The following is a 23,198-nucleotide window of genomic DNA, read 5'->3' as shown; positions in this document are numbered from 1 at the left end:
ATGTGCCGGCAGCGCTAATTCCCACCCAGCTGTTCGGCGACCGCCTCGGCCTCGGGCACTGCGCACTCGGCGTATCCGCGCGCGGCTCGTTCCCGGTGCCGCCGCGCGGCCACCGGATCGCCCGACCGGCGGAGGGCCTCGGCGAGACCGTGGTGTGCACGCGCGAGTTCGTAGACGTCATCGGCGGACTCGGCGAGGAGCGCGACCCGCTCGTGCTGGCCGATCGCCTCCCGGGGGTCGCCGGCGGCCGTCAGCGCCCGGCCGAGAGCGTTGCGGGTCGCCCGCTCCAGGAACCGGTCGCTCTGCTCCTCGGCGCACTCGACGGCGTGGCCGAGATGTGCGACCGCCTCGGCGTGGCGGCCGAGACGCAGGAGATCCTCGCCCAGTTCGAGGAGCAGCGATGTCACTCCGTGCGGCAGGCCCCGCCGCCGGCAGTCTTCGAGGCAGACGGTGTGGATCGCCACCGCCGTTGCCGGATCGCCCTTTCGGCGGGCGAGGACCCCGCGGAAGGCGTCGAGGCGGGTGCGGTTGTGCGCGTCGTCGGGCGCCAGCCCTTCCTCCACCCGCGAGAGGATCCGCTCGGCCTCCTCCAGACGTCCGAGGGTCAGCAGCGGCGCGACCATGTTCAGGCTGACGCGCCGCGCGTCCATCGACTCGCCGTTCTCTCCGATCAGCGCGAGGGCCTCCCGGTACACCTCCACCGCCTCGGTGAAACGTCCGGAGTGCCGGTGCAGCATGGCGATGTTGACGAGCGTCAAGGCCGCGTCGGCGACCTCACCGACATCGCGCTTGAGCGCCACGGCCCGGCTGAGGTAGTCGATCGCGTCCTGCTGCCTGCCGACCGTCATCAGCTGCCGCCCCACGAAGCCGAGGGCATAGCCCTCCTTCCTGCGGTCGTCGAGGCGAACGGCGATGTCCAGCGCGATCCTGGCGACGGCCGTGTGCGGAGCGCGGTCGGAGTCGTAGAGGTCGAAGGCGTTGAACGCCGCCGCCAGCTGCCAGGCCTGTTCGAGGAGTCCGGCGCGCTCGGCGACGGTCACGGCGGCCTCCAGGTTTCCCCGTTCGGCCTGGAACCACGACAGCGCGCCGCGCTGGTCGGCGAAGCCCGGCAGGCCGAGGTCGTGCGCTCGCGCGCCTTCGAAGAGGATCGGCTTGCCCGGGCGGGCGAGCACCGCGCCCTGGAACGCGAAGTGCAGGTAGACGTCGATGAGCCGCCGTAGGGCCTCGTCGAGTTCGCCCGCGGTCTCCTCCAGCCTCGCCAGCCGGGCCGCGAACAGCCGGACCAGGTCGTGCAGCCGGTATCTTCCCGGCGAGCGCGTCTCCACCAGGTGCACGTCCACGAGGGATTCCATCATCGCGGCCGCGCGCTTCTCGCCGGCCCCGCACAGGGCGGCGGCGGCGTGGGCGTCGAGGTCGTCGCCCGGGATGAGGCCGAGGCGGCGTAGTAGGCGGCGGTGGGCGGTGTCGAGTTCGAGGTAGGACGCGCGCAGTGCGGTCGCGACGCCCTGGTGGTCCATGTCGAGTTCGTCGAGCAGGCGGCCTTCGTCGGCGAAGCGGGCCAGCAGGTCCTCGATCTGCCATTGTGGACGGCTGCGCAGGCGTGCCGCCGCGAGGCCGATGGCGAGCGGGAGGCGCCCGCACCGCTCGGCGACCAGGACGGCCTGCTCGTCGGTGACGCGGTGGGGGACGGCCGCGGTCAGCATCGCCGCGGCCTCGGCCGCGGGCGGCGGTTCGAGCCGCACCGAGTGCGCGCCGGCGAGCGGGGACAGGTCGCGCCGGCTGGTCGCCAGGACGAGGCCGCCCGGTGTCGCGGGGAGCAGCGCCTCCAGTTGCGCGGCGTTCGCGACGTTGTCGAACACCAGGAGGATGCGGCGGTCGGCGAGGGCGGTGCGGTAGCGGGCGGTGAGTTCGTCGATGGCGATGGGCGTGTCGCGGTCGCACGGCACGCCGAGGGCGCGCAGGACTCTCGTCAGGACCGTCCGCAGGCTCGGGCGGGGCGCGACGGAGCCGGTGAAGCCGTGGAGGTCGACGAATAACTGGCCGTCGGGATACCGGTCGGTCAAGGCGTGTGCGGCCCAGACCGCCAGGGAGGTCTTCCCGACTCCGGCCATGCCGTGGAGCGCGACGACGGTGGTGCCTTCGCCGACGGCGGTCACGATCGCGTCCAGGTGCGTCTGACGGCCGGTGAACGCCGTCAGGGCTCGCGGCAGCTCCCGCGGTGCCGTCGCCTCGGGGCTGCCCGCCGGCCGGGTCAGCAGTGCCCTGTCCGCATCGCCGAGTCCGAGCGCCTCGGCGAGCAGGCGCAGCGTCCTCGGTTGCGGGCGGACCTTTCCCGACTCGATGTCGCGGATGGTCCGGGTGCCGACGCCGGCCTTGAGGCCGAGTTCCTCCTGCGTCATGGCGGCCCGCAGCCGGAGCGGCCGAAGGTTCCTGCCCGCGCGGGGCGCTCCATCTGGCACGCGGCAATGATAGGCCTCCCGTGTCCGGCGAGGTGGCGTCGATTGTCTACGTTGTGGACCTCCGCCGGGCCCGTCGACGGTGGGCGGACGCCGCGTGTGCCGCCGCTGACTTCGTCGACGCCGGCCGAGAGGATCGCGCGCCCGTGGGCCAGGAAGGAACCGAGCACATGACCGGCAAGGACCCGTCGGATCTCGACGACATCAAGGCGTGGTGGCGCAGGCTGAAGGCGCCTGGATTCGTGACGCTGCCGCTGCCGAAGACCAGCCGGTACAGCACTCTCGCTGCCGAGGCGGAAGCGCGGGAGCTGTTGGCCAAGCGCGGCCTGCCCGCCACGACCTCGTTCGCCTACTGGCTCAAGCAGCGCGGCTCCGCCTTCGACTACTACGACAGCCTCAAGACCGGGCTGGTCCTCCACTGGGGTGGCGACCATGAGGTCGTGCGCGCGGTTCTCGGCGACGGGCCTTCCGGGTTCGCGATCGCCGACGGCGGCGCGGACGGCCCGTTCGTGCTCGACAAGGCCGTGATCCTCGACGCCGAGGGTTTCCCGGACCCGGACGACGCCGTGGGCGTGCGCCAACTGCTCGAACGGCTCGCCCCCGAGGACCGCAAAGTCCGCGAGCTTCCGGTCGAGCCGCTCACCGAGGCCGAGGAGGCGTGGCTGCACGCGCGCTTGCGCGAGCCCTTCGATGTAGAGGAGGTCGCCGGGTACGTCAACGCGCTGGAGCGGCGGCAGGCCCTGACCTACGACGAGGCCGATCGGCTGCTGACGGCCGCCCGGGCCTCGTACGGCAAGTACCTGAGAGCCTGGGGTGGCCTGCGGAACCTGTTGCGCGCGCTCCTGCGGTTCGACCATCCCGAGATGCCGGCGGCCTTCGCCGAGTACGGCCCGTTCGGGCAGTGGCTGCTTCGTGAGCACGCCACCGAGTCGGGCATGGCGGTCGCGCGCGGCATGACCCTCGGCGGGGAGCACAGCGCGGTGAGCGCGTGGCTCGCGAACCACCGGGCGTTGCGCGGCACCGACGCGGGAGGAGCCGTCGCCGCGATCGCACCCGACCTGTTGGAGCTGCCCGCTCCCGAGCGGGACGAGGCGATGCGGGCGCTGTACAGCGATGCGCAGTGGGCGGTCGCCACCGGCTGGCCCAACGTCTCCGCCTCGGGCGCCCGGCTCGGCGCCACGATCGCGGCGGTGCGGCTCGCCCTCGACGAGCGCCTGCCGCACGACTTCCGCGTGATGGCGGGACGCGTGGCCGCGGAGTGGTCGACGGTGTTGCGGGAGGCCGTCACCGGGAAGCACGCCGACTACGCCGCCCGTATCGGCTCGACCACCGAGGAGCTGACGGCGGAACTCGACCGCTTCGAGGCCGTCGCCGCCGACCTGCTGGAAGGCACCGGACCCGACCTGACCGCGCACCCCTCGGAGCTTCGAAGGGCGTGGTGGTCCTACCGGACACTGGACGAGACGGACGTCGCGTGGCTCCGCGGCCGGATCGGCCACCCGGAGACCGGCTTGCAGGGCGTCGCCTTCTGCCTGGAACTGCTGTACTCGCACGGCCTGGCGACCGTCGAGGACGTCGACGCCCTCGTGCCGCGCTGGAAGACCGTCCTGGCCAAGAAGTACCCCACGCAGTGGACGCTCTGGCGGCATCCGATGGTCACCCTCACCTGCCTCGCCCGCGATCTCGGCCACCCGCTGACGGACGCGCTCGACAAGTGGTGGACCAAGGCGGCGCCGAGGTGGAAGGACGAGCTGTTCGCGTACACGTATCTCGGGGAGCCGGACGAGGACCGCGCATCGCGGCTGTGGAAGCAGATCGAGTCGGGCCGGCGGGAACCCGGCCGCATCACCACCTGGGTGCTGATGCGGGCCCGGCTCGACGGCGTGACGCCCGCGGTCGCGGCCGACCGGCTGCTGGCCTCCAGTCTGCCCCGGCATCTCGTGGAGAAGGTCCTCATCGCCGTCTCCGACCCGGCACAGCCCTTGTGGAGCCACGGAGAATACGACCGCGTCCGAGGATGGTGGGACCGCGCCGTGGAGATCGCGGAGAACCCGGAGTTGTCGGCGGACGCACGCGGGGCCGGTGTCGCGTTCGCCCGTGCGCACAGCATGACGAAATGGCCGGGGCAGGTCTTCCCTCCCCCGACGGACACCGATGTCGCGGCGGCCCGGGAATGGCTCGCGGGACAGGGAGCCTGAGGGCGTGGAGGATCGGGAGTTGAGCCGGGCGGTCATCGCGCATCTCGGGAGCGGGCGACCGTCGCCACCTCAGGACTCCGCGGGGCCCGACGACGCTGATTCGGCGGCGCTGTCGGCCAGGGTGCGGGCGATCGTCGCGGACTTCTGGTCCATCGAGATCGACTGGTCGACTCACTCCCTTGTGGAAGGTGGACGGGAGGCAGAACGGATCATGGCCGCCCGGCACCCGGAGCTGGGCGGCGACGCGTTGGAGGCGCTGTTTCAGAGGTTCACGTACGAGTGGCGGTGAGAGCACGCATGCAGGGCACCGTCCGGTTCAGCCCCGGCCGCAGCGCGCGTTGATGTGGGAATGCGCGTCGGCCGGGAGGGTCGCCGGGTCGTCGAAGAAGCGGCGAGACTGGCAGATCCGCACGAGGCGGTCCCACACCTCGCGGTACAGGAGGGGATCGGTCCGCAGGCTCTCCGCCTGGCGCGGTGTGAGGGGGAACTTGTAGTTGCCGTCCCAGTGGCCCTGCATGACATCGAGGTCGAGCAGATACACCCCCGCACGCCGGATGATCGCGGGCGCCCAACTCCAGTCGGCACCGCGCGGCCGGAAGACCTCCTCGTCGTCCTCGGGCAGCCGGAAGGAGGCGGCGCGGTCGCTGATGACCCCGTCGACGAGCGACGGCGGCAGGGTCATCCAGACGATCCTGCCGTCTCGCACGCCGATGTGCGTGGGCACGTCGCGGTGCGCGGGAGGCGCGGAGGGGAAGTCCCACGCCACGGTTCGCGCCTCGTCGGGGTCGTAGCGCGAGACCGTCTGCCGGAGAGCCCGCACCCGGTGGACCCCGCCCAGCGCGTCGATCACCTTGCGGGCCTCGACGCCGTCGACGGGTTTGCCCAGCGCGTTCGCGAAGGTCTCGTAGGGGGCCGGGGCCGGCGCCGGCCTCGCCTTGGTGCGCTTGGACTTCGGCACGGTCTCATCCCCTCAACGAGAGCGGCGGCACACGGCGGCCGGTCATGACCATCGCTCCAGCTCGGCGTCGACGCGGGGGTCGGTGCGGATCCACACCTCGCCGTCGGCGGCTCGCGGCGGGGAGTCGACGCGTTCGAGACCGAGGGTCTCGACCAGGGCCAGAAGCTCGTCGTGAATCTCGCCGACGTCCTCCAGCGTGTCGCCGTCGAAGAGGACATAGTGGGTGTCCCAGCGGTCGTTGTAGCCGGAGTCGGCCCAGATCCGGCAGAAGCGGTTCAGCGTCTCCCGGTCGAGCGGCGCGGTCCGCTCCTGTTCGAGCGCGGTAGCCGCCGCGAAGCCCTTCTCTACGTCCGCGGCGCTCCACCGTTCCGCGGCCTCCGCGATCCCGGCGGGGGTGAAGTCCCCCATCGCGAGGAACCTCTCCAGCAGCCGGCCGAGCCCGGTCTCCTCGACGCCGAGCCCCGCCTCCTGCAAGCCCGCCACCACGCCGTCGGCCATGGCGCAGGGGCCCGCGAAGGAGAAGACGCCCGTCGCGGCCGCCAGGGTGCCGCCGCCGGGATGCGCGACGTTGAGCGCTGTGCCCGCCTCCGGCACGTCTTTGACCAGATCGAGAAGGTCCGCCGGTATGCCGTCGTACAGCGCCGCGTGCGCGTCGGGGTCGTCGACGCGGTTGAGCGCGCCGGCGTGGTCGAACACCACCACAAGCCCGCGACCGTCGGCGCCGAACCAGGCGTTGACGGTGTCGCCGCCGCCGGCGCCGAAGCCGTAGTGCGTGACCCCGTCGACCGTCGCCGTCTCGCGGCCGTCGGCGCGGGTCAGGATCTCCAGGCGACGGCGCAGCTCGCGCGGGTGGGTTCGTCGCAGCACGGAGGCGTCGAACTCCTCCCGGATTCGTTCCCGCGCGAGGCCCGCGAGGTCCGGGAACCAGGTGCCTTGCCGGTCGAGACCGGAGAAGCCGCGGTGGGCGAAGAGGGCCAGCTGGGCGCGGCGGTCACGGGCGCCGGCGGGGCGGTACTCGGTCCGCGTGTCCGGCGCGCCCTTGGTCCGGCAGACGGCGCCGGCCTCCGGCAGGAACAGCAGGGCCTCGCCGTTCTCCCTGTCCTCGACCCGCAGGGTCGTGGCGCCGTCGCCGCGGTGCCGGTCGACGAACTCCTGGAACGCGTCGAAGGCGGGTTGCGGGCCGCCCGGGGCCCACTCCGCCTCATTGCCCTTGTCGTCACTGAAGGTCAGTGCTCTCATGGTCGTCCTCGGTATGTCGGGCTTCGGAACGCCGCGCGGGTTTCACGGCGGAGCTTCGATACACCGGCCGGCCACGCGACCTCGTCGATGGCGAGCCATGGCGCCGCGCCGACCGCCGTGGCCGTCAGTCCGGTGAACGCCTTGACCTCACGATGGAGGTGCGACTGATCGGCGTAGCCGCTTTCGGCGGCGACGCCGGCGGCACAGCGGCCCGCCGCGAGAAGGTGGGCGGCGTGGTCGAAGCGCACCAGACGAGCGGCGCGCTTGGGGGCGATGCCGAGCTGGGCCCGGAAGCGGGACCACAGGCGCTTGCGGCTCCAGCCGACCTCGCCGGCCAGGTCGTCGACCCGCACCTGTCCCCGGCCGGCGGACATCCGCCTCCAGGCGTGGACGACCTCCGGATCCACCGGTGGACGAGCGTCGAGCCGTCGGGCGAGGATTCCCGCCGCGAGCGTGAACCGCTCGTCCCACGACGCGGCGGCGCGCAACCTGTCCTCGACCCGCCCGGCGTCGGGGCCCCAGACGTCGGCCAGGGAGAGCAGCGTCCCGCCGAGGTCGGTCGACGCACCGAACACCGCCGCCGCGACGACCGGGTCCAGCCGGATCTGGAGGCACTCGCGTGCCCCTCGGCCCGACACACGGAGGTCGCCGGGGGCGAGACCGGCGACGACGCTGCCGCGAACGTGACGGCCGGAAGCCTCGAAAACGGTGCCCGGTTCCTCGCTCAAATCGACGAGCAGGGTGACCGAGGGGTGGGCGACCATGGTGATGTCGGCGAGCGCTTGCCCGCGATGGCCGAACCCGGCCATGTCGATCCCGGGCAGCCGGCCGGACGGGGGCGGGACGGCGACGTCCACCCTCGACCAGTCGAATGTCCCGGTGGGCAGCATCCGGCCAGTCTATGTACCGGGTTTCGCCGGCGGGATCTCAGCCGTCGCGGCGGTGAAGTCCAGCAACAGTTCGCCGGTCGTCTCCGGCGCTTCGAGGACGGGCATGTGGCCGACGCCGGGCAGCAGCTCGATCCGCGCGTTCGGCACCGCGTCGTATCGGTGCGCCGAGGACGGCTCCCAGCGAGGGTCGGCGTCGCCGAAGATCACCAGCACCGGGACCCCGAGGGCGGCGAGTCGCTCGGGCACGCTCCGCTCGGCGATGTACTCGCCGTTGCGTCGCAGCAGCGTCCTGAACGTGCGGTAGGAAATGCCCCTGACCTCGGCGACCAACTCGTCGGAGATCTCGACCGGGAGGGCGGCGGTGGCGCTGATGCCCCTGCGGATCATCGCGTCCGAGCGCCGCGACCACAGCAGCCGGCCGAAAGGCGGTGCCAGCAGAATTCGCAGGGCGGCCGGCTGCGGCAGGAGCGCGTCGGGGCTCGGGCCGCAGCTGAGCAGCGCCAGCGACCGCACCAGGTCGGGTCGCTGTTCGGCGAGCGCGGTGGCGATGTAGCCGCCGCTGGAGTGTCCGGCCGCGGCGACGGGGCCGAGGCCGAGGTCGTCGAGCATCGCCGCCACCCGGTGCGCCTGTGCGGGCACGTCGTAGGAGTGCGCGGGCGGGGACTGGCCGCAGCCCGGGAGGTCGATCCGGATGACGTGGTGGCGCTCGGCGAGGGCCGGGACCACCGGGTTCCAGAAGCCTCCCGAGGCGCCTGATCCGTGGATCAGCAACAGCGGCGGCGCCTGGCGCGGGCCGGCGTGGACGACGTGCATCCCGTGCAGGTACTCGGTCTCGTGCTCGTTCATGGGGCGATGATGCGGGAGTGGGCGGCCGGCCGTCTTGGACGAATGTCGTCGTGGTGGCCGGCGCCGGGTCAGGAGGCTGGGGGGAACACCTGCTCCCAGTCGCGGGCCATGCTCACCGTGGTCCAGCCGAGTCGTTGGGCGACGGCCGTGACCGGCTCGTCGTCCTGGAACGTGGCGGCCTTGCTCTGGTAGGCGAACTCGCGGTCGGCGTCGTCGTGGTCGACGAGGATGGCCAGGCCGCCGTGCGGGGAGGCCTGCGCCCACTCGAGCATTTCCTTGTCGCCGCTGGAGTTGCCGGCGGCGACGATGGGCGCGCGTCCGGTCTGGGACTGGATGTGGGCGACCTTGGCGGCCCCCTCATTGGGTGTTCCCATCGAGGCCATGGTGCGGCGCAGGACGGGCCGGCCGTCGTCGTCGCGTTGGAGTTCGTAGCCGATCATGGTTCCGACGACGCGCTCGGGCGGTACGCCGTAGAGTCCCGGGCTGATCCGGCGCACGAACTCGGTGCCGCCGCCGGTGACGATCCCGACGGTGAATTCGTGTGCGCGCAGCTCCTCGACGAGTTCGAGCATCGGCCGGTAGACGAGCGAGGCGAGCGGGACGCCGAGCGTCGGGTGCCGGTACCGCTCGGTGAAGTCGTCGACGACCGCGGCGAACTCCGTGGGGCTCTGGCCGTCGCAGAGCGCGGCGAGGGCACCGGCGACCTTCGCCAGGCCGAGTTCGCCGATCTTCGCCGCGTCGTTGTCGAGCACGGCGGCGAGTTCGGGGCGTTGCGCCAGTGTCGGGTCGTCCGGTGCCAGCCGGCGCAGGACGTCGACGAAGAAGTCGTACTGGACGTAGTGGGGCCGCTCGCACCACATCGTGCCGTCGTTGTCGAGGTAGGCGACCCGGTCCTCCACGGGCACGTCGCCGATCCCGTCGAGGTAGCCGAGGATGGCGTCCCTGGTCGCTCCGGGGCGCCATGAGGGAAGTCGTTCGGTGGTCATGTGCTCTCCTCGTCGGCGGGTTCGGTCCACGCGCAGCGGAAGCCGACGTGGCTCATGCCGGTGTCGATCACCTGTGGGCGTCGCGCGGCGGGGCGGTAGCGCAGGCAGTAGGTGTCGGCGCACAGGTGCGAGCCGCCCTTGATCACTTTGCGGGGGACGCGGAACTGGGGCTGGGCGGGATCGAAGCTGCCCTCCGGCCCTCCCCCGCGTGGGTCGGTCGGGACGCAGCAGGGTTTGCCCGCGTCCTCGGGGTGGCGCGCCGACCACCAGTCGTCGGTCCACTCCCACACGTTGCCCGCCATGTCGTGCAGCCCGAAGCCGTTGGGCGGGAAGGTTCCGACGGGGGAGGTCCGCTCCCACCCGGACTCGCCGGTCGAGCGCCAGGGGAAGTCGGGGCCGTCCCAGGTGTTGGCCATGATCCGGCCGTCGGGCCGGGCCCGGTCGCCCCAGGTGAACGCGGCGCCCTCGATGCCGCCGCGGGCCGCCAGCTCCCACTCGGCCTCCGTCGGGAGCCGCGCGCCGGCCCAGGCGGCGTAGGCCGCCGCGTCCTCGTGCGAGACGTGGACGACCGGGTGGTGGAGGCGGTCGCGGATCGAACTGCCGGGTCCTTCGGGCCGCGACCAGCACGCACCCGGCCGCCAGGTCCACCACTGGCTCAGGTGGCGCAGGTCGACCGGACCGGCGGTGGGCGTGAACACCATCGAGCCGGGCACGAGGTTCTCGGGCGGCGCGCCCGGGAAGTCGGCCGGGTCGAGGGGCCGCTCGGCGACCGTGCGGTAGCCGGTGGCCGCGACGAAGGCCGCGAACCGCCGGTTGGTCACCTGGTGGCGGTCGATCCCGAAGGGGCCCACCCGCACGCGGTGCGCCGGTGCCTCCTCGGGATAGTGCTCGTCCGACCCCATGGTGAACGCGCCGCCGGCCAGCCGGACGACGTCGTGGCCGGTGAGGACTTGGGTCATGGTGTCGCTCCTGACGCGTCGATGACCACCAGGTCGTGCCGGTAGAGGCGCTCGGCGAACGGCCGCGCGTCCGGCCCCAGCTCGCCGACGGTCCGGCTGCCGTCGACGCGGCGGAACATGGCCAGTTCGGCCTCGGTGACGAAGGTGACGAGGTCGGTCTCGCCGTGTGCCCGGTTCAGCAGGGCCGCGGCGGCTCCGGGCGGAAGCCGTTCCTCGATGGCGATCGCGGTCGGCACCCGGATCGGCCGCCAGCGCTCGGCGGCGGGGTCGGCGAAGTCCACCCGCCCGGAGGTCTCGTCGGCCTCGTCGTAGGCGATCACGGTGTGGCGCGCGAGCGTGCCGCGGAACAGTTCCAGGGCGGCGTGCTGCTCGGCGACGGGAAGCGCGGCGATGCGGGCGGCGTGCGGTGTCTCGCTGATCGACCCGCAGTCCGGGAGGTAGGGCGCCTGGCGGGCCCAGCGGCCGAAGCGCAGCCCGGCGGCGGCGATGAGTTCGAGCAGCTCGCCGACGGTGTAGGCCCGGTCGCGCGGGTTCAGCAGGGCGTCGGCCAGGGCGTCGTCGTCGAGGAAGTCCCGCGACTCGCGCAGCAGGCGGCTCAGCGGGTGGGCGCCGGGTATCTCCCGGAGCGTCGCCACCAGGTCGGCGAGGTCGTCCCCACTGGTGGTGACGCCGAGCCGCCGGCAGTAGTCCTGTATCAGGTAGACGCCGGCGCGGCCGTAGGGCGCGTACACCATGAGCGTGACGGCGCCCCCGGGCGCGAGGACGGACCGCAGCGAGCGCAGCCCGGTGAGCGGGTCGGCCAGGTGGTGCAGCACTCCCGTGCAGACGACGTGGTCGAAGGTCTCGCCGAGTTCGGCGACGTCCTCGACGGCGAGCCGGTGGAGGGTCAGGTTCGTCGATCCGTGGCGGTCGGCGAGCCGTCGCGTGTGTTCGATGCCGGTGGAGCTGACATCGATGCCGACGACCTCGTCGTCGGGGCGCAGCAGCGCGTGGCGGGCCGCCTGGCTGGTGCCGCACCCGGCGATCAGGACGCGCTGGGGCGCCCCGTAGGGCCGTTCGGGCCACACGAGGTGGTGAGCCGACCGCCGCTCCAGCCGGGCGCCCGTGCGCGCCGCGACGGCTTCGAGGTCCTTGGCCGGTGGCGGGTAGGGGTGTCGGTCGTAGAACCGCTCGACGACGTCGCCGAGTCCGCGCACGGGCGGAGTCCCGGACATCACAGTGACCGTGTCATGCGCTCTGCATACCGGCTTTCAGCTTCGCGATCACCTTTTCGATGTTGAACGACGCCGGCTCCTGGCGCGGTGGGAAGGTCTGCAGCGTCTGGAGGAGCTTGGCGACGTACATCTGTGCCGGCACCAGCAGGTACGCGTGGCTGATGAGCCAGTCGAAGTACGTGTTCGAGGTGATGTCGGCCCGTTCGTACGGGTCGGTGCGCAGGTTGAAGATCTTGGGTACCCGCAGCTCGGTGTAGGGCTCCACCCAGACCTGCAGCGTTCCCGGGGCGCGTTGCTCCAGGAACACGATCTTCCAGTTGTCGAAGCGCAGCGCGGTCAGGTCGCCGTCGTCGGAGACGTAGAAGAAGTCGCGACGGGCGCTCTCGTCGCTCTCGCCGGTGATGTACCGCAGCTGGTCGTGGCCGTCGAGATGCACCCGGTACGAGGTGCCGGCCAGGTCGGTGCCCTCTCTGAGCTGTTCGGCGACGTCGGGGTTGCCCGCGGCGGCCAGCAGCGTCACGAACCAGTCGTTGTGGCTGACGATGCCGTTGAGCACGGTCCCGGCGGGGATCTTGCCCGGCCAGCGCACCACGCAGGGCACCCGGTAGGCGCCCTCCCAGTTGGAGTCCTTCTCGTTGCGGAACGGCGTCATGCCGGCGTCGGGCCAGGAGTTCATGTGCGGCCCGTTGTCCGTGGAGTACATGACGATCGTGTTGTCGGCGATGCCGAGCGCGTCGAGCTCGTCGAGCACCTGGCCGACGATCTCGTCGTGGTAGATCATCGTGTCGTGGTAGGGCGACTGCCAGCGCCCGGACCGGCCGAGGTCCTGTTCCCTGGTGTGGGTCCGAAAGTGCATGTGCGTGGTGTTGAACCACACGAAGAAAGGCGTGTCCGACTCGTGCTGGCGGCGCATGAAGTCGACGGTCGCGTCGCGGAACTCCTCGTCGCAGGTCTCCATCCGCTTGCGCGTCAGGGCGCCGGTGTCCTCGATGCGCTGGGTGCCGTCGCCGTTGGCCCACGACTTGATGACGCCGCGCGGACCGAACCGCTCGCGGAAGTTCGGGAAGTCCTCGGCCGGCGGGTAGTCGGGGTGCTCGGGCTCCTCCTCGGCGTTGAGGTGGTAGAGGTTGCCGAAGAACTCGTCGAAGCCGTGCATCGTCGGGAGGTATTCGTCGCGGTCGCCGAAGTGGTTCTTGCCGAACTGGCCGGTGGCGTAACCCTGCTCCTTGAGCGCCGTGGCGATCGTCGGATCCTCGGCCGCCAGGCCGATCTTGGCGCCGGGGAAGCCGACCTTCGTGAGGCCGGTCCGGTAGGGGTTCTGGCCGGTGATGAACGCGGCGCGGCCGGCGGTGCAGCTCTGCTCGCCGTAGTAGTCGGTGAACCGCACCCCCTCGTCGGCGAGCCGATCGATGTTCGGGGTGCGGTATCCCATCAGGCCGTCGCTGTAGCAGCTCAGGTTGCTGAGCCCGATGTCGTCGCCCCAGATGATCAGGATGTTCGGCTGCTCGGCCATGCGGTCTCTCCCTCGGGTCGTCTAGCCGGGACCGGTCTGGCGCTACAGCCCGAAGCGACGGCACGCCCACAGCGAGTATCGTAGCGAAAACGCGTCCGATATCACCGGAAATGAGACGACAGAGGATGATTTCGCGGAGTGCTGGTCAGGGCAGGTCGAGCGTGGCCTTCGTTTCGTCGAGGTGCTCGATCCCGATGTCGCCGCGACGGCGGGGCAGCCACGCTTCCCGGGTGAGCCGCCAGCGCTGGATCTCGCCCGCTTCGCCTTGGCGGGTGTCCCAGGTCGTTCCATTGGGTTCGTAGCCCAGGGCGCGTGAGACGCCGTTGGACGCGAGGTTGTCGGCGAAGGCGTCGCTCTCCGCCTCCTTGGCCGCGAGACCGTCGAAGGCCAGGTGCAGGACCGCCTGGCGCATCTCCCGCCCGAGTCCCCGGCCGCGCAGGTCCGCCGACAGCCAGGAGAAGCTGGTGACGGTGCCGAAACTGGCGAACCGGTCCCCCATCAGGTCCTGCATCCCCACGGGGGCGCCGTCGACGAGGACGACGAGGTACAGGCGCCAGAAGTCGGCGTCGACCTTGCCGCGCCCCCTCCAGATGCCTCGAAGCCACTTGGCGACCCGCTTGTCGGGGTCCTCCTCGTACAGCGAGATCGGGTCGTCGTAGGGCGCCGGCCGGGCCATGGCCTTGCCCTCGCGGACGAGAGGCGCCAGGCGGTCGAGGAGGTCGTCGGTGGCACCGGCGAGTTCCAGGCGGGGGGTGGTCACTCGCAGGTTCAGGGGCGGGTAGCTGTGCACGGTGTCACGCTAGGCACGAGCCCGGGGCGCCGCAACGGGGTTATGTCGGGCCGTGTTCGTGGTCCGGCCACTCGGCCGCGTCGTGGAGTTGCGCGGGCGTCACTCCGGTGGGACGGCCCAGCCGACGTCGTGCCGCGCGGCGACGGCGGCCCAGGTCTCGTCGTCGCAGCGGGCGGCCATTCTCCGCAGGGCGTGGTCGGTCACGATCGCGGGCTCGCCGAGGTCGACGACGGTGTCGTGGACGGCCTTCCGGTTCCACGAGGCGGTGGCGATCGCGAGGTGGTCTCCGTCGGGGCCTTCGGCTCGTTCGGTGATGGCGAGCGCCTCGACGATGTTGCGGTGCGTCCTGATCACGAGCCAGGGCCGGTCGACCCTCTTGCCTCCCCTGGCCGGCACCCGCGCCCACCAGATCTCGCCGGGTTCGGGGCGGCCCTTCCAGGCGTTGCCGGGGCGGGCCGGGCGCAGTTCGTAGGAGAGCCGGGGCCAGGACGGCGGCGCGGCGGGCACCTGGAGCGCCCGCGACCTGGCGGTCATCACCACCGCGACCACGATGCCCCCGATGGCCGCGCCCGTGACGAACGCGCAGCACAGGCGAAGGAGGATGCTGTTCGGGTCGACGGTTTCCTGCATCGAGACATCATGGCTGGCCTGCGCCAGTTCGCGGCGGGGGTGCGGGGTCGGCTCGTTCGGGCGGTGGCGGCGGGGGTCGCCGAATAGTCTGGTCGGCGTGGCGGCGCCATCCGTTGAGGATCGATGAGCGACTGGAGTCGGGGCATCCCCGGCTGGAGGCCGACCGACTGGGCGCGCCATGTCCTCGCCGACCCGAACGCGGTCGTCCTCGACACCGAGACCACCGGCCTGGGCGGATACCTCGTCGAGATCGCCGTTGTCACCACGGGCGGGAGAATGCTCCTCGACGAGCTGGTCGATCCGGGGTTCGCCATTCCCGCCGGCGCCACCCGCGTCCACGGCATCCGCGACGCGGACGTCGCCGGCGCGATGCGGTGGGTGGACCTCTACCCGAAGCTCGTGCGCGCGCTGCGCGGCAGACACGTCATCATCTACAACTCCGCGTTCGACCTCGGCGTCCTCGCCCGGGAGATCGCCCGCGCGGATGTCGCGCACCCGAGTCCGCCCTCCTCCGCGTGGCGCGGTGTACTCAATGTCCTCGGCTGGGTCTTCGGCATCCGGGTGCGGCGCCCGGAACCCTTCGCGTGGCTCATCGACCTGCGCGACCGCACGTCATGTGCGATGCACGCCCACGCCGCCTGGGCCGGGGAGTGGGACGACTGCCGCGACCACTACCGCTGGCATCCGCTCGACGGTGGACACCGCGCCGCGGCCGACGTCCACGCCGTCCTCGAACGGCTCCGCCAGATGGCGGCGCTCCCCTGAGCTGAGAGGGAATCCGCGCCTTCCACCCTCGCCTGCCCCGCGAGATCGAGTTAGCCTCGCCGGATGGACGCGAATCCCTCGGCCGACATCGACGATGTCTCGCCCCGGCTCCGCTTCCTGGCGGGTGTCAAGGTGGGCGTCGGCCTCGCGTCGGCCGCATTCGTCCTGGCGGTGACCTTCGGTGCGCTGGCGCGGGCCGAGGGGTGGGGAGTGCTGGCGCCGATCGTGTGTTCGCTGGTGGTCTTCTCGGGCTCGGCGCAGTTCGCGCTGGCGGCCGCGCTCGCCGGTGGCGGCGGCATCCCGACCGCGATCATGGCGGCGGCGCTCATCAACGGCCGCTTCATCCCCATGGGAGTGGCCGTCGCCGGGGATCTGCGGGGCGGACGCTTCCGGCGCGCGCTGGAGGGGCAGACGGTCGTCGACGGCTCCTGGGCCTCGGCGCACCTGGGCGACGGGCGCTTCGACCGCTGGAAGCTCTTCGGCGCGACGGCGGTGCAGTGGCCCGCGTGGGTGGCAGGCACGGCGCTCGGCGTCCTGGTCGCGCCGCCGGAGAAGCTGGTGGAGGCACTTGGCCTCGACCTAGTCTTCCCCGCCTTCTTCCTTCTCCTGCTCATCGACGAGCTGCGCCGGTCGCGGATGGCGCGCGTCGCGGCGGGGCTGGGCGCGTCGATCGCCGCGGGGCTGGTGTTCGTGGTCCCGGCGGGGCTGGCGCTGGTGGGGGCGAGCGTCGCGGCCCTGCTCGGACTGCGCGGCGGCGACAGCGGCGGTGGGGAGGCCTCGTGAACCTGTGGGGAGCCATCGCGTGTGTCGCGCTGATCAGCTTCACCTTCAAGGCGGCGGGCCCCGCGCTGCTCGGCGACCGTGAACTCCCCCGCTCGGCACGGGGCGTCATCGCCTTGCTGGCGCCGGTGCTGCTCGCGGGACTGCTGATCGTGGACGTGGCGGGTCCACGGTGGACAGGCCTGGACTGGGCCCTGCTCGCGGGACTCGCGACGGTGGCCGTGGCCTACCTGCGCCGGGTTCCGATGATCCTCTCGATCGCGGCGGGAATGGTCGTGACGGCTCTGGTCCGGCTGGCCTTCGGGTGACGGTACGGCCACACCCGGCGGCAGCCGAGGCCCGGCTACCCACCCTCACCGTGCCGGTTGCGCGGCAGCAGGAGCGTCGCCGAGGCCATCACGGCCGTCGCCACGAGGAGCGCCGTGCGGTTGCCGACGGCCATCGCGACCACACCGCCGAGCAGGATGAACACGGGTTGGGTGAGTGTGGTCGCGAAGGTCCAGAGCACGGCGACGCGGACCTGGAGGTCGTCGGGGGTCCGCAGTTGGCGGTAGCCGTTCATCGTGGAGTTGGCGATGGAGGAGAAGAAGAGCACGCCGGTGAAGCCGGCACCGGCGAGGACGAGCCCGCCGACCCCGGGTTGCGCGAGCGGAATGAGCGCGTACCAGAGGGCCCTGAGGACGCTCGTCCAGCGAAGGATGCGGGTGGTCCCCCAGCGAGCCGCCGAAACACGCACGACCCGCGACCCGAGAAAGCCGCCGAGGGACGGGATCCCCATGAGCAGCCCGTACTGCCACGGGGTGAAGCCGAGGTCGCGCAGGTAGAAGACGGTGCTGATGGGGAAGGCCATGCCGGACGCGCCGGCGAACACGATCCAGGCGGCCAGCAGGCGCCGCAGGTAGGGGTCGGCGCGGACGAAGCGGAGACCGGCGAGCAGCTCGTCCCGCCGGTTCCGGTCGGCTCGCCGCTTCGGCGGCTCGGGCTCGGGGGCCCGCAGTCGGAGGATGGCCAGGGTGCCCACGAGGAAGGAGGCGGCGTCGAGCAGGAGGGTGCCGACCGCGCTCAGCGCCGCCACCAGTACTCCGCCGAGGGAGCGGCCGACGGTCAGGCTCAGCCAGGTCGTTCCTTCCAGACGGCTGTTGGCGTCGAGGATCCGCTCCGGCGAGACCAGTGCCTTGAGGTGCGCCGCCGAGGCGGAGGCGAAGGCGATCTGGCAGACGGTGTTGATCGCGGTGATGACGCACAGGTGTGCGAAGGTCAGCCACCCCGTCATCGCCGCCAGCGGCACGGAGGCGAGCGCGACCGCGCGGATCAGGTCGGTGGCGATGAGGACGGGGCGTTTGCGGCGATACTCGACGAGGCCGCCGATGGGGAACGAGAACAGCAGGGTGGAGCAGGCGGCGACGGCGGCGAGGAGGGTCACCTGGAAGGCGGTGGCCTCGACGACGGTGACGGCGATCAGGGGCAGCGCGACGGCGCCGATGTCGGAGCCGAACTGGCTGACGGCCCGGCCGGTCCACAGTCGACGGAAGTCGCGGTGTCCGCTGACGGGTAAATGCTGGACGGTCACGCGGGCTCCGGCGGTCGGATCGGGCTGGGCACGAGGCGGAAGCGTACTCGGGCCCGATCCTCGCGGGGTCACTCGTGAACGGTGATCACGACGTTGCCGCGTTTGTGTCCGGTGTCGACGTGGCGGCGGGCCTCGGCGATGCGGTCGAGCGGGTACGTGCGGTCGATGACGACGCGCAGGGCCCCGGCCTCGACGCGTTCGCGCAGGTAGGCGAGGGCCGCCCGCTTGTCGACCGACAGTCCGCCGCGCACCTGCCGGCCGCCGGTGATCGAGGTCCACACCGCGAGCAGCGCGTTGTCGAGGCCGGTGGTGGCGAGGTAGCAGCCGCGGCGGGTGAGGGATCCCTTGGCGCGCGCGAAGGTGCTGCGGCCGACGGTGTCGAAGACGACGTCGTAGGTCTCGCCGGAGGCGGTGAAGTCGGTGGCGGTGTAGTCGATGACATGGTGGGCGCCGAGCGAGGAGACGAGTTCGGTGTTGCGGCCGCTGCACACTCCGGTGACCTCGGCTCCGAACTGCGCGGCGAGCTGGACGGCGTAGGAGCCGACGCTGCCGGAGGCTCCGATGATCAGCACCTTCTGCCCGGGGCGCAGTTTCGGCGTCTTGCCGGTAGTCCGATGGTGCGGCGGGCCCGCTGTGACGCGACTGAGAGAAACGGCTTGCCGGATCCGGCCGCCGCTGACAGCATCGCCGCTTGTGCCCGAAGCCGAGTCGCGCGAGATCCCCGACGAGCCGGGCCCGGCCGCGCTCGCCTCGGACCGTCCACTGCGGTCGCCGGCCTTCCGGTGGTTCTTCGCCGGCTGGTCGGTGTCGATGGCCGGCAGCGCGATGGCGCCGGTGGCACTGGCCTTCGGGGTTCTGGAGGTCACCGGGAGCGCCGGCTGGCTGTCGGCGGTCCTGACCGCCTCGATGATCCCGATGATCGCGACGATGATCCTGGGCGGCGGTATCGCCGACCGCTACCGCCGCGACAAGGTGCTGCGCCTGGCGAGCCTCGGCGCGGGCGTCAGCCAGGCGGGAGTCGCGGTTCTGCTGCTCACCCATCAGCACCCGGCGCTGCTGCTGCCACTGGCCGCGCTCAACGGGCTCTTCCAGGCGCTGACGACGCCGGCCTTGCGCGGGATCGTCCCGCAGCTGGCGAGCGGGCGCGGCATCCAGCAGGCGAACTCGCTGCTGGCCTCGGCGCGCAACATCACCCGGATGACCGGTCCGGCGGCGGCCGGGCTGCTGACCGTATCGGCCGGAGGAGGCTGGGCGATCGCCGCCGACGCCGCGTCATTCCTGCTGGCGGCCGCGTGCTTCGCCCGGATCTCACTGCCTGCGCTGCCGGCCCGCACCGCGGGCGGTCCGACGATGCCCGCCGAGCTGCGGCAGGGCTGGAGCTACTTCGGGTCTCGGCCGTGGATCTGGTCGGTGACGCTGGCCTTCGCGGTCCTCAACGCCGTCAACATGGGCGTGTGGCACATCCTCGGCCCGGTCATCGCCTACGACACGATCGGCGCGGAAGGGTGGGGTCTGGTCTTGAGCGTGCGGGGTGCGGGATCGCTGCTGGCCACGCTGGTGCTGGTGAGAGTGACGCTGCCGCGCCGGCCGATGGTGCCGGCCCTCTCGTCGATGACGCTGGCCGCCGTCCCGCTGGTCCTCCTCGGGGCCGGCGCCGACGCCCTATGGCTGGCCGTGGCGGCGTTCGCGGCGGGAGTGGCCGCCGAGTTCTTCACCGTGGTGTGGTCGACGGTGTGGGCCGTGCACGTCCCGGAGCGGCTGAGCTCGCGGGTCGGGGCGTACGACGAGTTCGGGTCCTTCGCGTCCATTCCCCTCGGTCAGATGTCGGTGCCGTTCCTCGCCGCCGTGTTCGGCACCGCGGCGGTGGCCACGACCGGCGGCGCGCTGCTCGCGGTCGCCATGCTGCTGCCGCTGCTGCTGCCTTCACTGCGGCAGATCTCGGTCGGTGAGGCGGGCAGGGCGAGCGGAGCGGACTGAGTCGCGACGCCCGCCGTGCGGAGGCTGCACACGGCGGGCACGCGCGTCGGCACTGAGCCTGGGCCGGCCTCCCTATGCTGGCGCGCATGCCACTCGTCCCCGAGGACTTCGACGTCCCCCTCTTCCTGGACTCGCCGCCCTTCTACCTCGAACCCGCTGGCCCGCAGCACAATCAGGACGACCACGCCGCCTGGACCTCGTCCATCGAGCACATTCACGCCACCCCGGGTTTCACCGAGCGCGGCTGGCCGCCCGTCGACAGCATGAGTCCGGGCGCCAACCGCCAAGACCTGACCGAACTCGCTGCCGACTTCGCCGCGCGCGAGGGCTTCACTTACACCGTCCTGCACAGCGAAACCCGCATTGTGATCGGCTCGGTCGGGATCCTCCCGCGCAAGGACGGCGTGGAGGGGGCGGCGGTGCGCTCCTGGGTGTGCGAGAGCCAGGCGGCCCTCGACAAGCCACTGTGGAGACTCGTGTCGGAATGGCTGGCGGGGTGGCCGCTGGCGAGCGTGAGCTACGCCGCCAGGTGAGGGGCGGCTGAAACCGACATCGACGGGGTTTCGCCGCCCGCGACCAGGCGATCGTGTTCGCCGTACGGCGCTGCGTCCGTTCATGGCATCGGTGTTCCTGAATGCTTTGGTGCCACATATCCTTTATGGACGGTATCGATAGACTCGTCCGATGATGTCTGGTCTCGCGGTACGCAGATTTCTCGTCGGTGCCGCGCTGGCATGCGCCGCACTCCCGGCGGTGCCCGCGCCGGCTTACGCGGTCACCGTCTCCGACTACCCGGGGCTCCAGGCCGCGTTCAGCGACCCGGCGGGCGCGGGCGGCGTGGCGACGCTCACGGTCGACATGGCCCAGGGCGGGTCGCCGGGCCTGATCCTCGCCGCAGGCGGGACCCTCGAGCTCGACCTCAACGGCCACACCCTCGACACCGCGCGGATCGCGCTCGCCGCGGGATCGACACTCACGATCACCGACGCTCCCGGCGGCGCTACCGGCACGTTGACGGCCGATCCCCCGTCCGGCGGTGGTGCGGGGATCCAGACGAGCGGTGCGACGCTGGTCATCGAGGGCGACGCCATCGTCGTCGCCTCCTCGGGCTCGAACGCCGCCGCGGGAATCGGTGGCAGCACATCGGGTTCGTCCGGCGGTGACATCACCATTCGCGGCAACGCGACCGTGACCGCGACCGGCGGGCAGTTCAGCGCCGCGATCGGCGGAGCCGACAACGGCACGGGCGGCACGATCACCATCGGCGGCAACGCGACGGTGACCGCCACGGCCGAGGACGGCGCCGGGATCGGCGGGGGCGACTACAAGGACGGCGGCACCATCACCATCACCGACAACGCCGCGGTCACCGCCCAGAGCAGGGCCGGCGCCGGAATCGGCGGAGGCTACTTCGGCGGCAGCGGCGGGACCATCACGATCGACGGCAGCGCGACCGTGACCGCGACCAGCACCGAACGGGGCGCCGGCATCGGCGGAGGCTACGCCAACACCTCCTCGGGCACGGGCGGGAGCGGCGGCACGATCACCATCGGCGGTGACGCGACCGTGACCGCGACCGGCTCGGCAAGCGGTGCGGGCATCGGCGGCGGGGGCTACGGCTCCGGCGGATCGGTGACCATCGAAGGGAACCCGGCCGTGACGGCGGCGAGCATCGGCGCGGGCGCCGGCATCGGGGGCGGCAACCGCGGCGCCGGCGGCGAGGTCGTCATCGACGGCGGTACCGTCACCGCGAAGAACGGCCCGACCGGGTCGTCCTCGTCGGCGGTCGGGCCGGGCGACCTCGGCACCGCTTTCGGGTCCCTGGCCGTCAACGCCCCCGGCACCCTGATCATCCCCGCCGACGCGACGCTGCGGGTGCCCGACGGCGTCACGCTTCCCGGCGACGGCGAATTGCGCGGCGCGGGCACCGTGGTCAACAACGGCGCCATTCAGCTGCCCACCGCCAACGTCGACTGGGCGGACCTGGGCGTACTCCCCCACAACTACCTGATCACCTTCGACGCCAACGGCGGCACTCCGACCAACGCCGTCCGGGTCTTCGCCACCTCGTTTCGGGCCGGCGCCCGGGTCATTCCGGCCGACCCCACCCGCGAGGGCTTCGCGTTCCTCGGCTGGAACACCCAGCCCGACGGCGGGCGCCGGGAGGCGGCCATCGAGATCGGGCCGGACACTCCGCTGTCGGCGGACCTGACCGTCTACGCCCAGTGGGCCGCGCAGACCGTCACCAAAGCCGTCCCGAGGGGGACGCCCACCGCCGGCGCGGACCTGCCGGTCGACGTCCAGGTGACCGCGAAGGAGCCGTCGGCAGGGATTCCGCAGGGCGAGGTTCGGCTCTACGTCGACGGCAAGGCCGTCGGATCTCCGGTCACGCTCGACGCCGAGGGCAAGGCGGTCCTCACCTACCCCGACGTCACCGCCGGCGACCACGTCCTGTCGGTGGAGTTCATCCCCGCCGGCTCCGCCTGGATCCGTTCGGACAGCGGCGAACTCCCGATCACCGTCCCCGTGCCCGGCGCGCAGCCGGGTGACGACTACGGTGACTGGATCCTGCCGGTCACCGGCTCCGAGGCCATGCACGCCGTGGTGACCACGGGCATCGCGTTCGTCGCCTTGGGCACGGTCCTGCTCGTCGCCGCCCGGCGCACGCGTCCGCTGCTCCTCGCGGCGCCGGGACGGCTTCCGGCCTTCGACATCGCGCGGCGTCGCATGGCGGGCATGCTCTCGTCGGCGATGGCATGGGTGGCCGAACGCCGGCGTTGAGGCCCGTCGCGGCGGGACTCAGGCGATGAGCCGCTCCGCCAGAAGCGTCCCTCCCAGGACGACCATGGCCGCCCCCGACACGCGACCCAGCGCGCGGGCGGCGGCCGGGCGAGCGCGCAGGACGATCCGGGCGAGCAGTCCCATGCCGGTGTAGAAGACCGCGCAGGTGACGACGAAGGCCATGCCGAGCACGCCGATCTGACCGGCGAGGGGCCATGAGGCGGCCGGGTCGGTGAACTGCGGCAGGAGCGCCAGGAAGAGGAGCAGGCCCTTGGGGTTGAGTCCGCTGACCCCGATGCCTTTGAGGAGGGTGTTCCAGTCGGTCCCGGCGGGGCCGTCGGCCGCTGTCGCGGGGACGGCCGGTCTGGCGCAGGTGACCACGCCGTGCCAGACGAGGTAGGCCCCGCCCAGCACGGTCAGTCCGGCGAGGACGGCCGGTGTCGAGGCGACCAGCGCGCCGACGCCGGCCGCTACGACGGCGGTGATCAATACGTAGCCGAGCACCAGCCCGCCGACCGCCGGGAGGACCGAGCCTCCGCGCAGACCCGCGCCGAGGGTGAAGGCCCAATCGGCGCCCGGCGTGGAGATCAGGACGAGTGCCACGCCCCAGAACGCGGCGATCGATCCGGCGGCCATGGCGCCTCCC

At 72.2% G+C, this 23,198-nt stretch carries 22 protein-coding genes; 8 read left to right on the top strand and 14 right to left on the bottom strand.

Annotated features, from left to right (window positions below):
• Positions 1-14: 14 nt before the first annotated feature.
• The gene (locus AB0I28_RS13905) at positions 15-2,459 is read right to left on the bottom strand and encodes a tetratricopeptide repeat protein (RefSeq protein ID WP_357493067.1); all 2,445 of its coding nucleotides are present in this window, start codon (positions 2,457-2,459) and stop codon (positions 15-17) included.
• A gap of 167 nt (positions 2,460-2,626) precedes the next feature.
• Between AB0I28_RS13905 and AB0I28_RS13900 the strand changes: the two genes are divergently transcribed.
• Together AB0I28_RS13900 and AB0I28_RS13895 are read left to right on the top strand one after the other, a co-directional pair.
• Positions 2,627-4,654, top strand: a complete 2,028-nt coding sequence (locus tag AB0I28_RS13900; protein WP_357493065.1) for a hypothetical protein — start codon at positions 2,627-2,629, stop codon at positions 4,652-4,654.
• A gap of 4 nt (positions 4,655-4,658) precedes the next feature.
• The gene (locus AB0I28_RS13895) at positions 4,659-4,943 is read left to right on the top strand and encodes a hypothetical protein (RefSeq protein WP_357493063.1); all 285 of its coding nucleotides are present in this window, start codon (positions 4,659-4,661) and stop codon (positions 4,941-4,943) included.
• A gap of 27 nt (positions 4,944-4,970) precedes the next feature.
• Here AB0I28_RS13895 and AB0I28_RS13890 read toward each other — a convergent pair whose 3' ends face one another.
• From AB0I28_RS13890 to AB0I28_RS13845, 10 genes are all read right to left on the bottom strand, one after another.
• On the bottom strand, positions 4,971-5,612 hold the full coding sequence (locus AB0I28_RS13890; protein WP_357493061.1) for a hypothetical protein: 642 nt from the start codon (positions 5,610-5,612) through the stop codon (positions 4,971-4,973).
• Between the two features lie 42 nt (positions 5,613-5,654).
• Positions 5,655-6,851 (bottom strand): DUF6357 family protein, encoded by a 1,197-nt coding sequence (locus AB0I28_RS13885; RefSeq protein WP_357493059.1) that lies wholly within the window; start codon positions 6,849-6,851, stop codon positions 5,655-5,657.
• On the bottom strand, positions 6,848-7,741 hold the full coding sequence (locus tag AB0I28_RS13880; RefSeq protein ID WP_357493057.1) for an AraC family transcriptional regulator: 894 nt from the start codon (positions 7,739-7,741) through the stop codon (positions 6,848-6,850). Before AB0I28_RS13880 ends, AB0I28_RS13885 begins: the two co-directional genes overlap by 4 nt.
• Before the next feature lie 9 nt (positions 7,742-7,750).
• On the bottom strand, positions 7,751-8,587 hold the full coding sequence (locus AB0I28_RS13875) for an alpha/beta hydrolase (RefSeq protein ID WP_357493055.1): 837 nt from the start codon (positions 8,585-8,587) through the stop codon (positions 7,751-7,753).
• Between the two features lie 68 nt (positions 8,588-8,655).
• Positions 8,656-9,573, bottom strand: a complete 918-nt coding sequence (locus AB0I28_RS13870) for an HAD family hydrolase (protein WP_357493053.1) — start codon at positions 9,571-9,573, stop codon at positions 8,656-8,658.
• The gene (locus AB0I28_RS13865) at positions 9,570-10,532 is read right to left on the bottom strand and encodes a formylglycine-generating enzyme family protein (RefSeq protein WP_357493051.1); all 963 of its coding nucleotides are present in this window, start codon (positions 10,530-10,532) and stop codon (positions 9,570-9,572) included. The genes AB0I28_RS13870 and AB0I28_RS13865 overlap by 4 nt, the downstream gene beginning before the upstream one ends.
• Positions 10,529-11,746, bottom strand: a complete 1,218-nt coding sequence (locus AB0I28_RS13860; RefSeq protein WP_357493050.1) for a class I SAM-dependent methyltransferase — start codon at positions 11,744-11,746, stop codon at positions 10,529-10,531. Before AB0I28_RS13860 ends, AB0I28_RS13865 begins: the two co-directional genes overlap by 4 nt.
• Positions 11,747-11,759: 13 nt before the next feature.
• A complete protein-coding gene (locus tag AB0I28_RS13855; RefSeq protein ID WP_357493048.1) occupies positions 11,760-13,259 on the bottom strand; it encodes an arylsulfatase in 1,500 nt (499 codons plus the stop codon).
• Between the two features lie 145 nt (positions 13,260-13,404).
• Complete coding sequence (locus AB0I28_RS13850) at positions 13,405-14,049, bottom strand: GNAT family protein (protein WP_357493046.1); 645 nt, start codon at positions 14,047-14,049, stop codon at positions 13,405-13,407.
• Between the two features lie 99 nt (positions 14,050-14,148).
• Positions 14,149-14,679: a type II toxin-antitoxin system PemK/MazF family toxin gene (locus AB0I28_RS13845; protein ID WP_357493044.1), complete on the bottom strand. Its 531-nt coding sequence runs from the start codon at positions 14,677-14,679 to the stop codon at positions 14,149-14,151.
• Between the two features lie 123 nt (positions 14,680-14,802).
• Here AB0I28_RS13845 and AB0I28_RS13840 point away from each other — a divergent pair, with 123 nt between their 5' ends.
• From AB0I28_RS13840 to AB0I28_RS13830, 3 genes are all read left to right on the top strand, one after another.
• Positions 14,803-15,444 (top strand): 3'-5' exonuclease, encoded by a 642-nt coding sequence (locus AB0I28_RS13840; protein WP_357493042.1) that lies wholly within the window; start codon positions 14,803-14,805, stop codon positions 15,442-15,444.
• 63 nt (positions 15,445-15,507) lie between these two features.
• On the top strand, positions 15,508-16,227 hold the full coding sequence (locus AB0I28_RS13835) for an AzlC family ABC transporter permease (RefSeq protein ID WP_357493040.1): 720 nt from the start codon (positions 15,508-15,510) through the stop codon (positions 16,225-16,227).
• Complete coding sequence (locus AB0I28_RS13830) at positions 16,224-16,532, top strand: AzlD domain-containing protein (protein WP_357493038.1); 309 nt, start codon at positions 16,224-16,226, stop codon at positions 16,530-16,532. Before AB0I28_RS13835 ends, AB0I28_RS13830 begins: the two co-directional genes overlap by 4 nt.
• Before the next feature lie 35 nt (positions 16,533-16,567).
• On the opposite strand, the gene AB0I28_RS13825 is transcribed toward AB0I28_RS13830, so the two are convergent.
• Positions 16,568-17,794 (bottom strand): MFS transporter, encoded by a 1,227-nt coding sequence (locus AB0I28_RS13825; protein WP_357493036.1) that lies wholly within the window; start codon positions 17,792-17,794, stop codon positions 16,568-16,570.
• 68 nt (positions 17,795-17,862) lie between these two features.
• A complete protein-coding gene (locus AB0I28_RS13820; RefSeq protein WP_357493034.1) occupies positions 17,863-18,366 on the bottom strand; it encodes an NAD(P)-dependent alcohol dehydrogenase in 504 nt (167 codons plus the stop codon).
• A 121-nt stretch (positions 18,367-18,487) separates the two neighbouring features.
• Between AB0I28_RS13820 and AB0I28_RS13815 the strand changes: the two genes are divergently transcribed.
• The 3 genes from AB0I28_RS13815 (at position 18,488) to AB0I28_RS13805 (ending at position 22,552) form a co-directional block, all read left to right on the top strand.
• Positions 18,488-19,771 carry an MFS transporter gene (locus tag AB0I28_RS13815; protein WP_357493032.1) on the top strand — a complete coding sequence of 428 codons (1,284 nt, stop codon included), beginning with the start codon at positions 18,488-18,490 and terminating at the stop codon, positions 19,769-19,771.
• An 86-nt stretch (positions 19,772-19,857) separates the two neighbouring features.
• Positions 19,858-20,304, top strand: a complete 447-nt coding sequence (locus tag AB0I28_RS13810; RefSeq protein ID WP_357493030.1) for an N-acetyltransferase — start codon at positions 19,858-19,860, stop codon at positions 20,302-20,304.
• Positions 20,305-20,455: 151 nt separating this feature from the next.
• Entirely contained in the window at positions 20,456-22,552 is a 2,097-nt protein-coding gene (locus tag AB0I28_RS13805) for an InlB B-repeat-containing protein (RefSeq protein ID WP_357493028.1), read from the top strand.
• A gap of 18 nt (positions 22,553-22,570) precedes the next feature.
• Here the strand turns inward: AB0I28_RS13805 and AB0I28_RS13800 are convergent, their stop codons facing one another.
• Positions 22,571-23,188 (bottom strand): LysE family transporter, encoded by a 618-nt coding sequence (locus tag AB0I28_RS13800; protein ID WP_357493026.1) that lies wholly within the window; start codon positions 23,186-23,188, stop codon positions 22,571-22,573.
• Between the last annotated feature and the right edge of the window lie 10 nt (positions 23,189-23,198).

The organism is Phytomonospora sp. NPDC050363, assembly GCF_040655735.1.
GTDB lineage: Bacteria > Actinomycetota > Actinomycetes > Mycobacteriales > Micromonosporaceae > Phytomonospora.
Note: the sequence above shows the minus strand (reverse complement) of the source record. Positions and strands in the feature narration are given on the sequence as shown.

What these genes read in the sequence shown, in the direction of transcription:
- AB0I28_RS13810 (WP_357493030.1), top strand. Translation starts at nt 19,858, where the DNA reads ATGCCACTCGTCCCCGAGGACTTCGACGTCCCCCTCTTCCTGGACTCG.
- AB0I28_RS13855 (WP_357493048.1), bottom strand. Translation starts at nt 13,259, where the DNA reads ATGGCCGAGCAGCCGAACATCCTGATCATCTGGGGCGACGACATCGGG.
- AB0I28_RS13880 (WP_357493057.1), bottom strand. Translation starts at nt 7,741, where the DNA reads ATGCTGCCCACCGGGACATTCGACTGGTCGAGGGTGGACGTCGCCGTC.
- AB0I28_RS13840 (WP_357493042.1), top strand. Translation starts at nt 14,803, where the DNA reads ATGAGCGACTGGAGTCGGGGCATCCCCGGCTGGAGGCCGACCGACTGG.
- AB0I28_RS13900 (WP_357493065.1), top strand. Translation starts at nt 2,627, where the DNA reads ATGACCGGCAAGGACCCGTCGGATCTCGACGACATCAAGGCGTGGTGG.
- AB0I28_RS13845 (WP_357493044.1), bottom strand. Translation starts at nt 14,679, where the DNA reads ATGCAGGAAACCGTCGACCCGAACAGCATCCTCCTTCGCCTGTGCTGC.
- AB0I28_RS13885 (WP_357493059.1), bottom strand. Translation starts at nt 6,851, where the DNA reads ATGAGAGCACTGACCTTCAGTGACGACAAGGGCAATGAGGCGGAGTGG.
- AB0I28_RS13875 (WP_357493055.1), bottom strand. Translation starts at nt 8,587, where the DNA reads ATGAACGAGCACGAGACCGAGTACCTGCACGGGATGCACGTCGTCCAC.
- AB0I28_RS13835 (WP_357493040.1), top strand. Translation starts at nt 15,508, where the DNA reads ATGGACGCGAATCCCTCGGCCGACATCGACGATGTCTCGCCCCGGCTC.
- AB0I28_RS13805 (WP_357493028.1), top strand. Translation starts at nt 20,456, where the DNA reads ATGATGTCTGGTCTCGCGGTACGCAGATTTCTCGTCGGTGCCGCGCTG.
- AB0I28_RS13865 (WP_357493051.1), bottom strand. Translation starts at nt 10,532, where the DNA reads ATGACCCAAGTCCTCACCGGCCACGACGTCGTCCGGCTGGCCGGCGGC.
- AB0I28_RS13860 (WP_357493050.1), bottom strand. Translation starts at nt 11,746, where the DNA reads ATGTCCGGGACTCCGCCCGTGCGCGGACTCGGCGACGTCGTCGAGCGG.
- AB0I28_RS13870 (WP_357493053.1), bottom strand. Translation starts at nt 9,573, where the DNA reads ATGACCACCGAACGACTTCCCTCATGGCGCCCCGGAGCGACCAGGGAC.
- AB0I28_RS13800 (WP_357493026.1), bottom strand. Translation starts at nt 23,188, where the DNA reads ATGGCCGCCGGATCGATCGCCGCGTTCTGGGGCGTGGCACTCGTCCTG.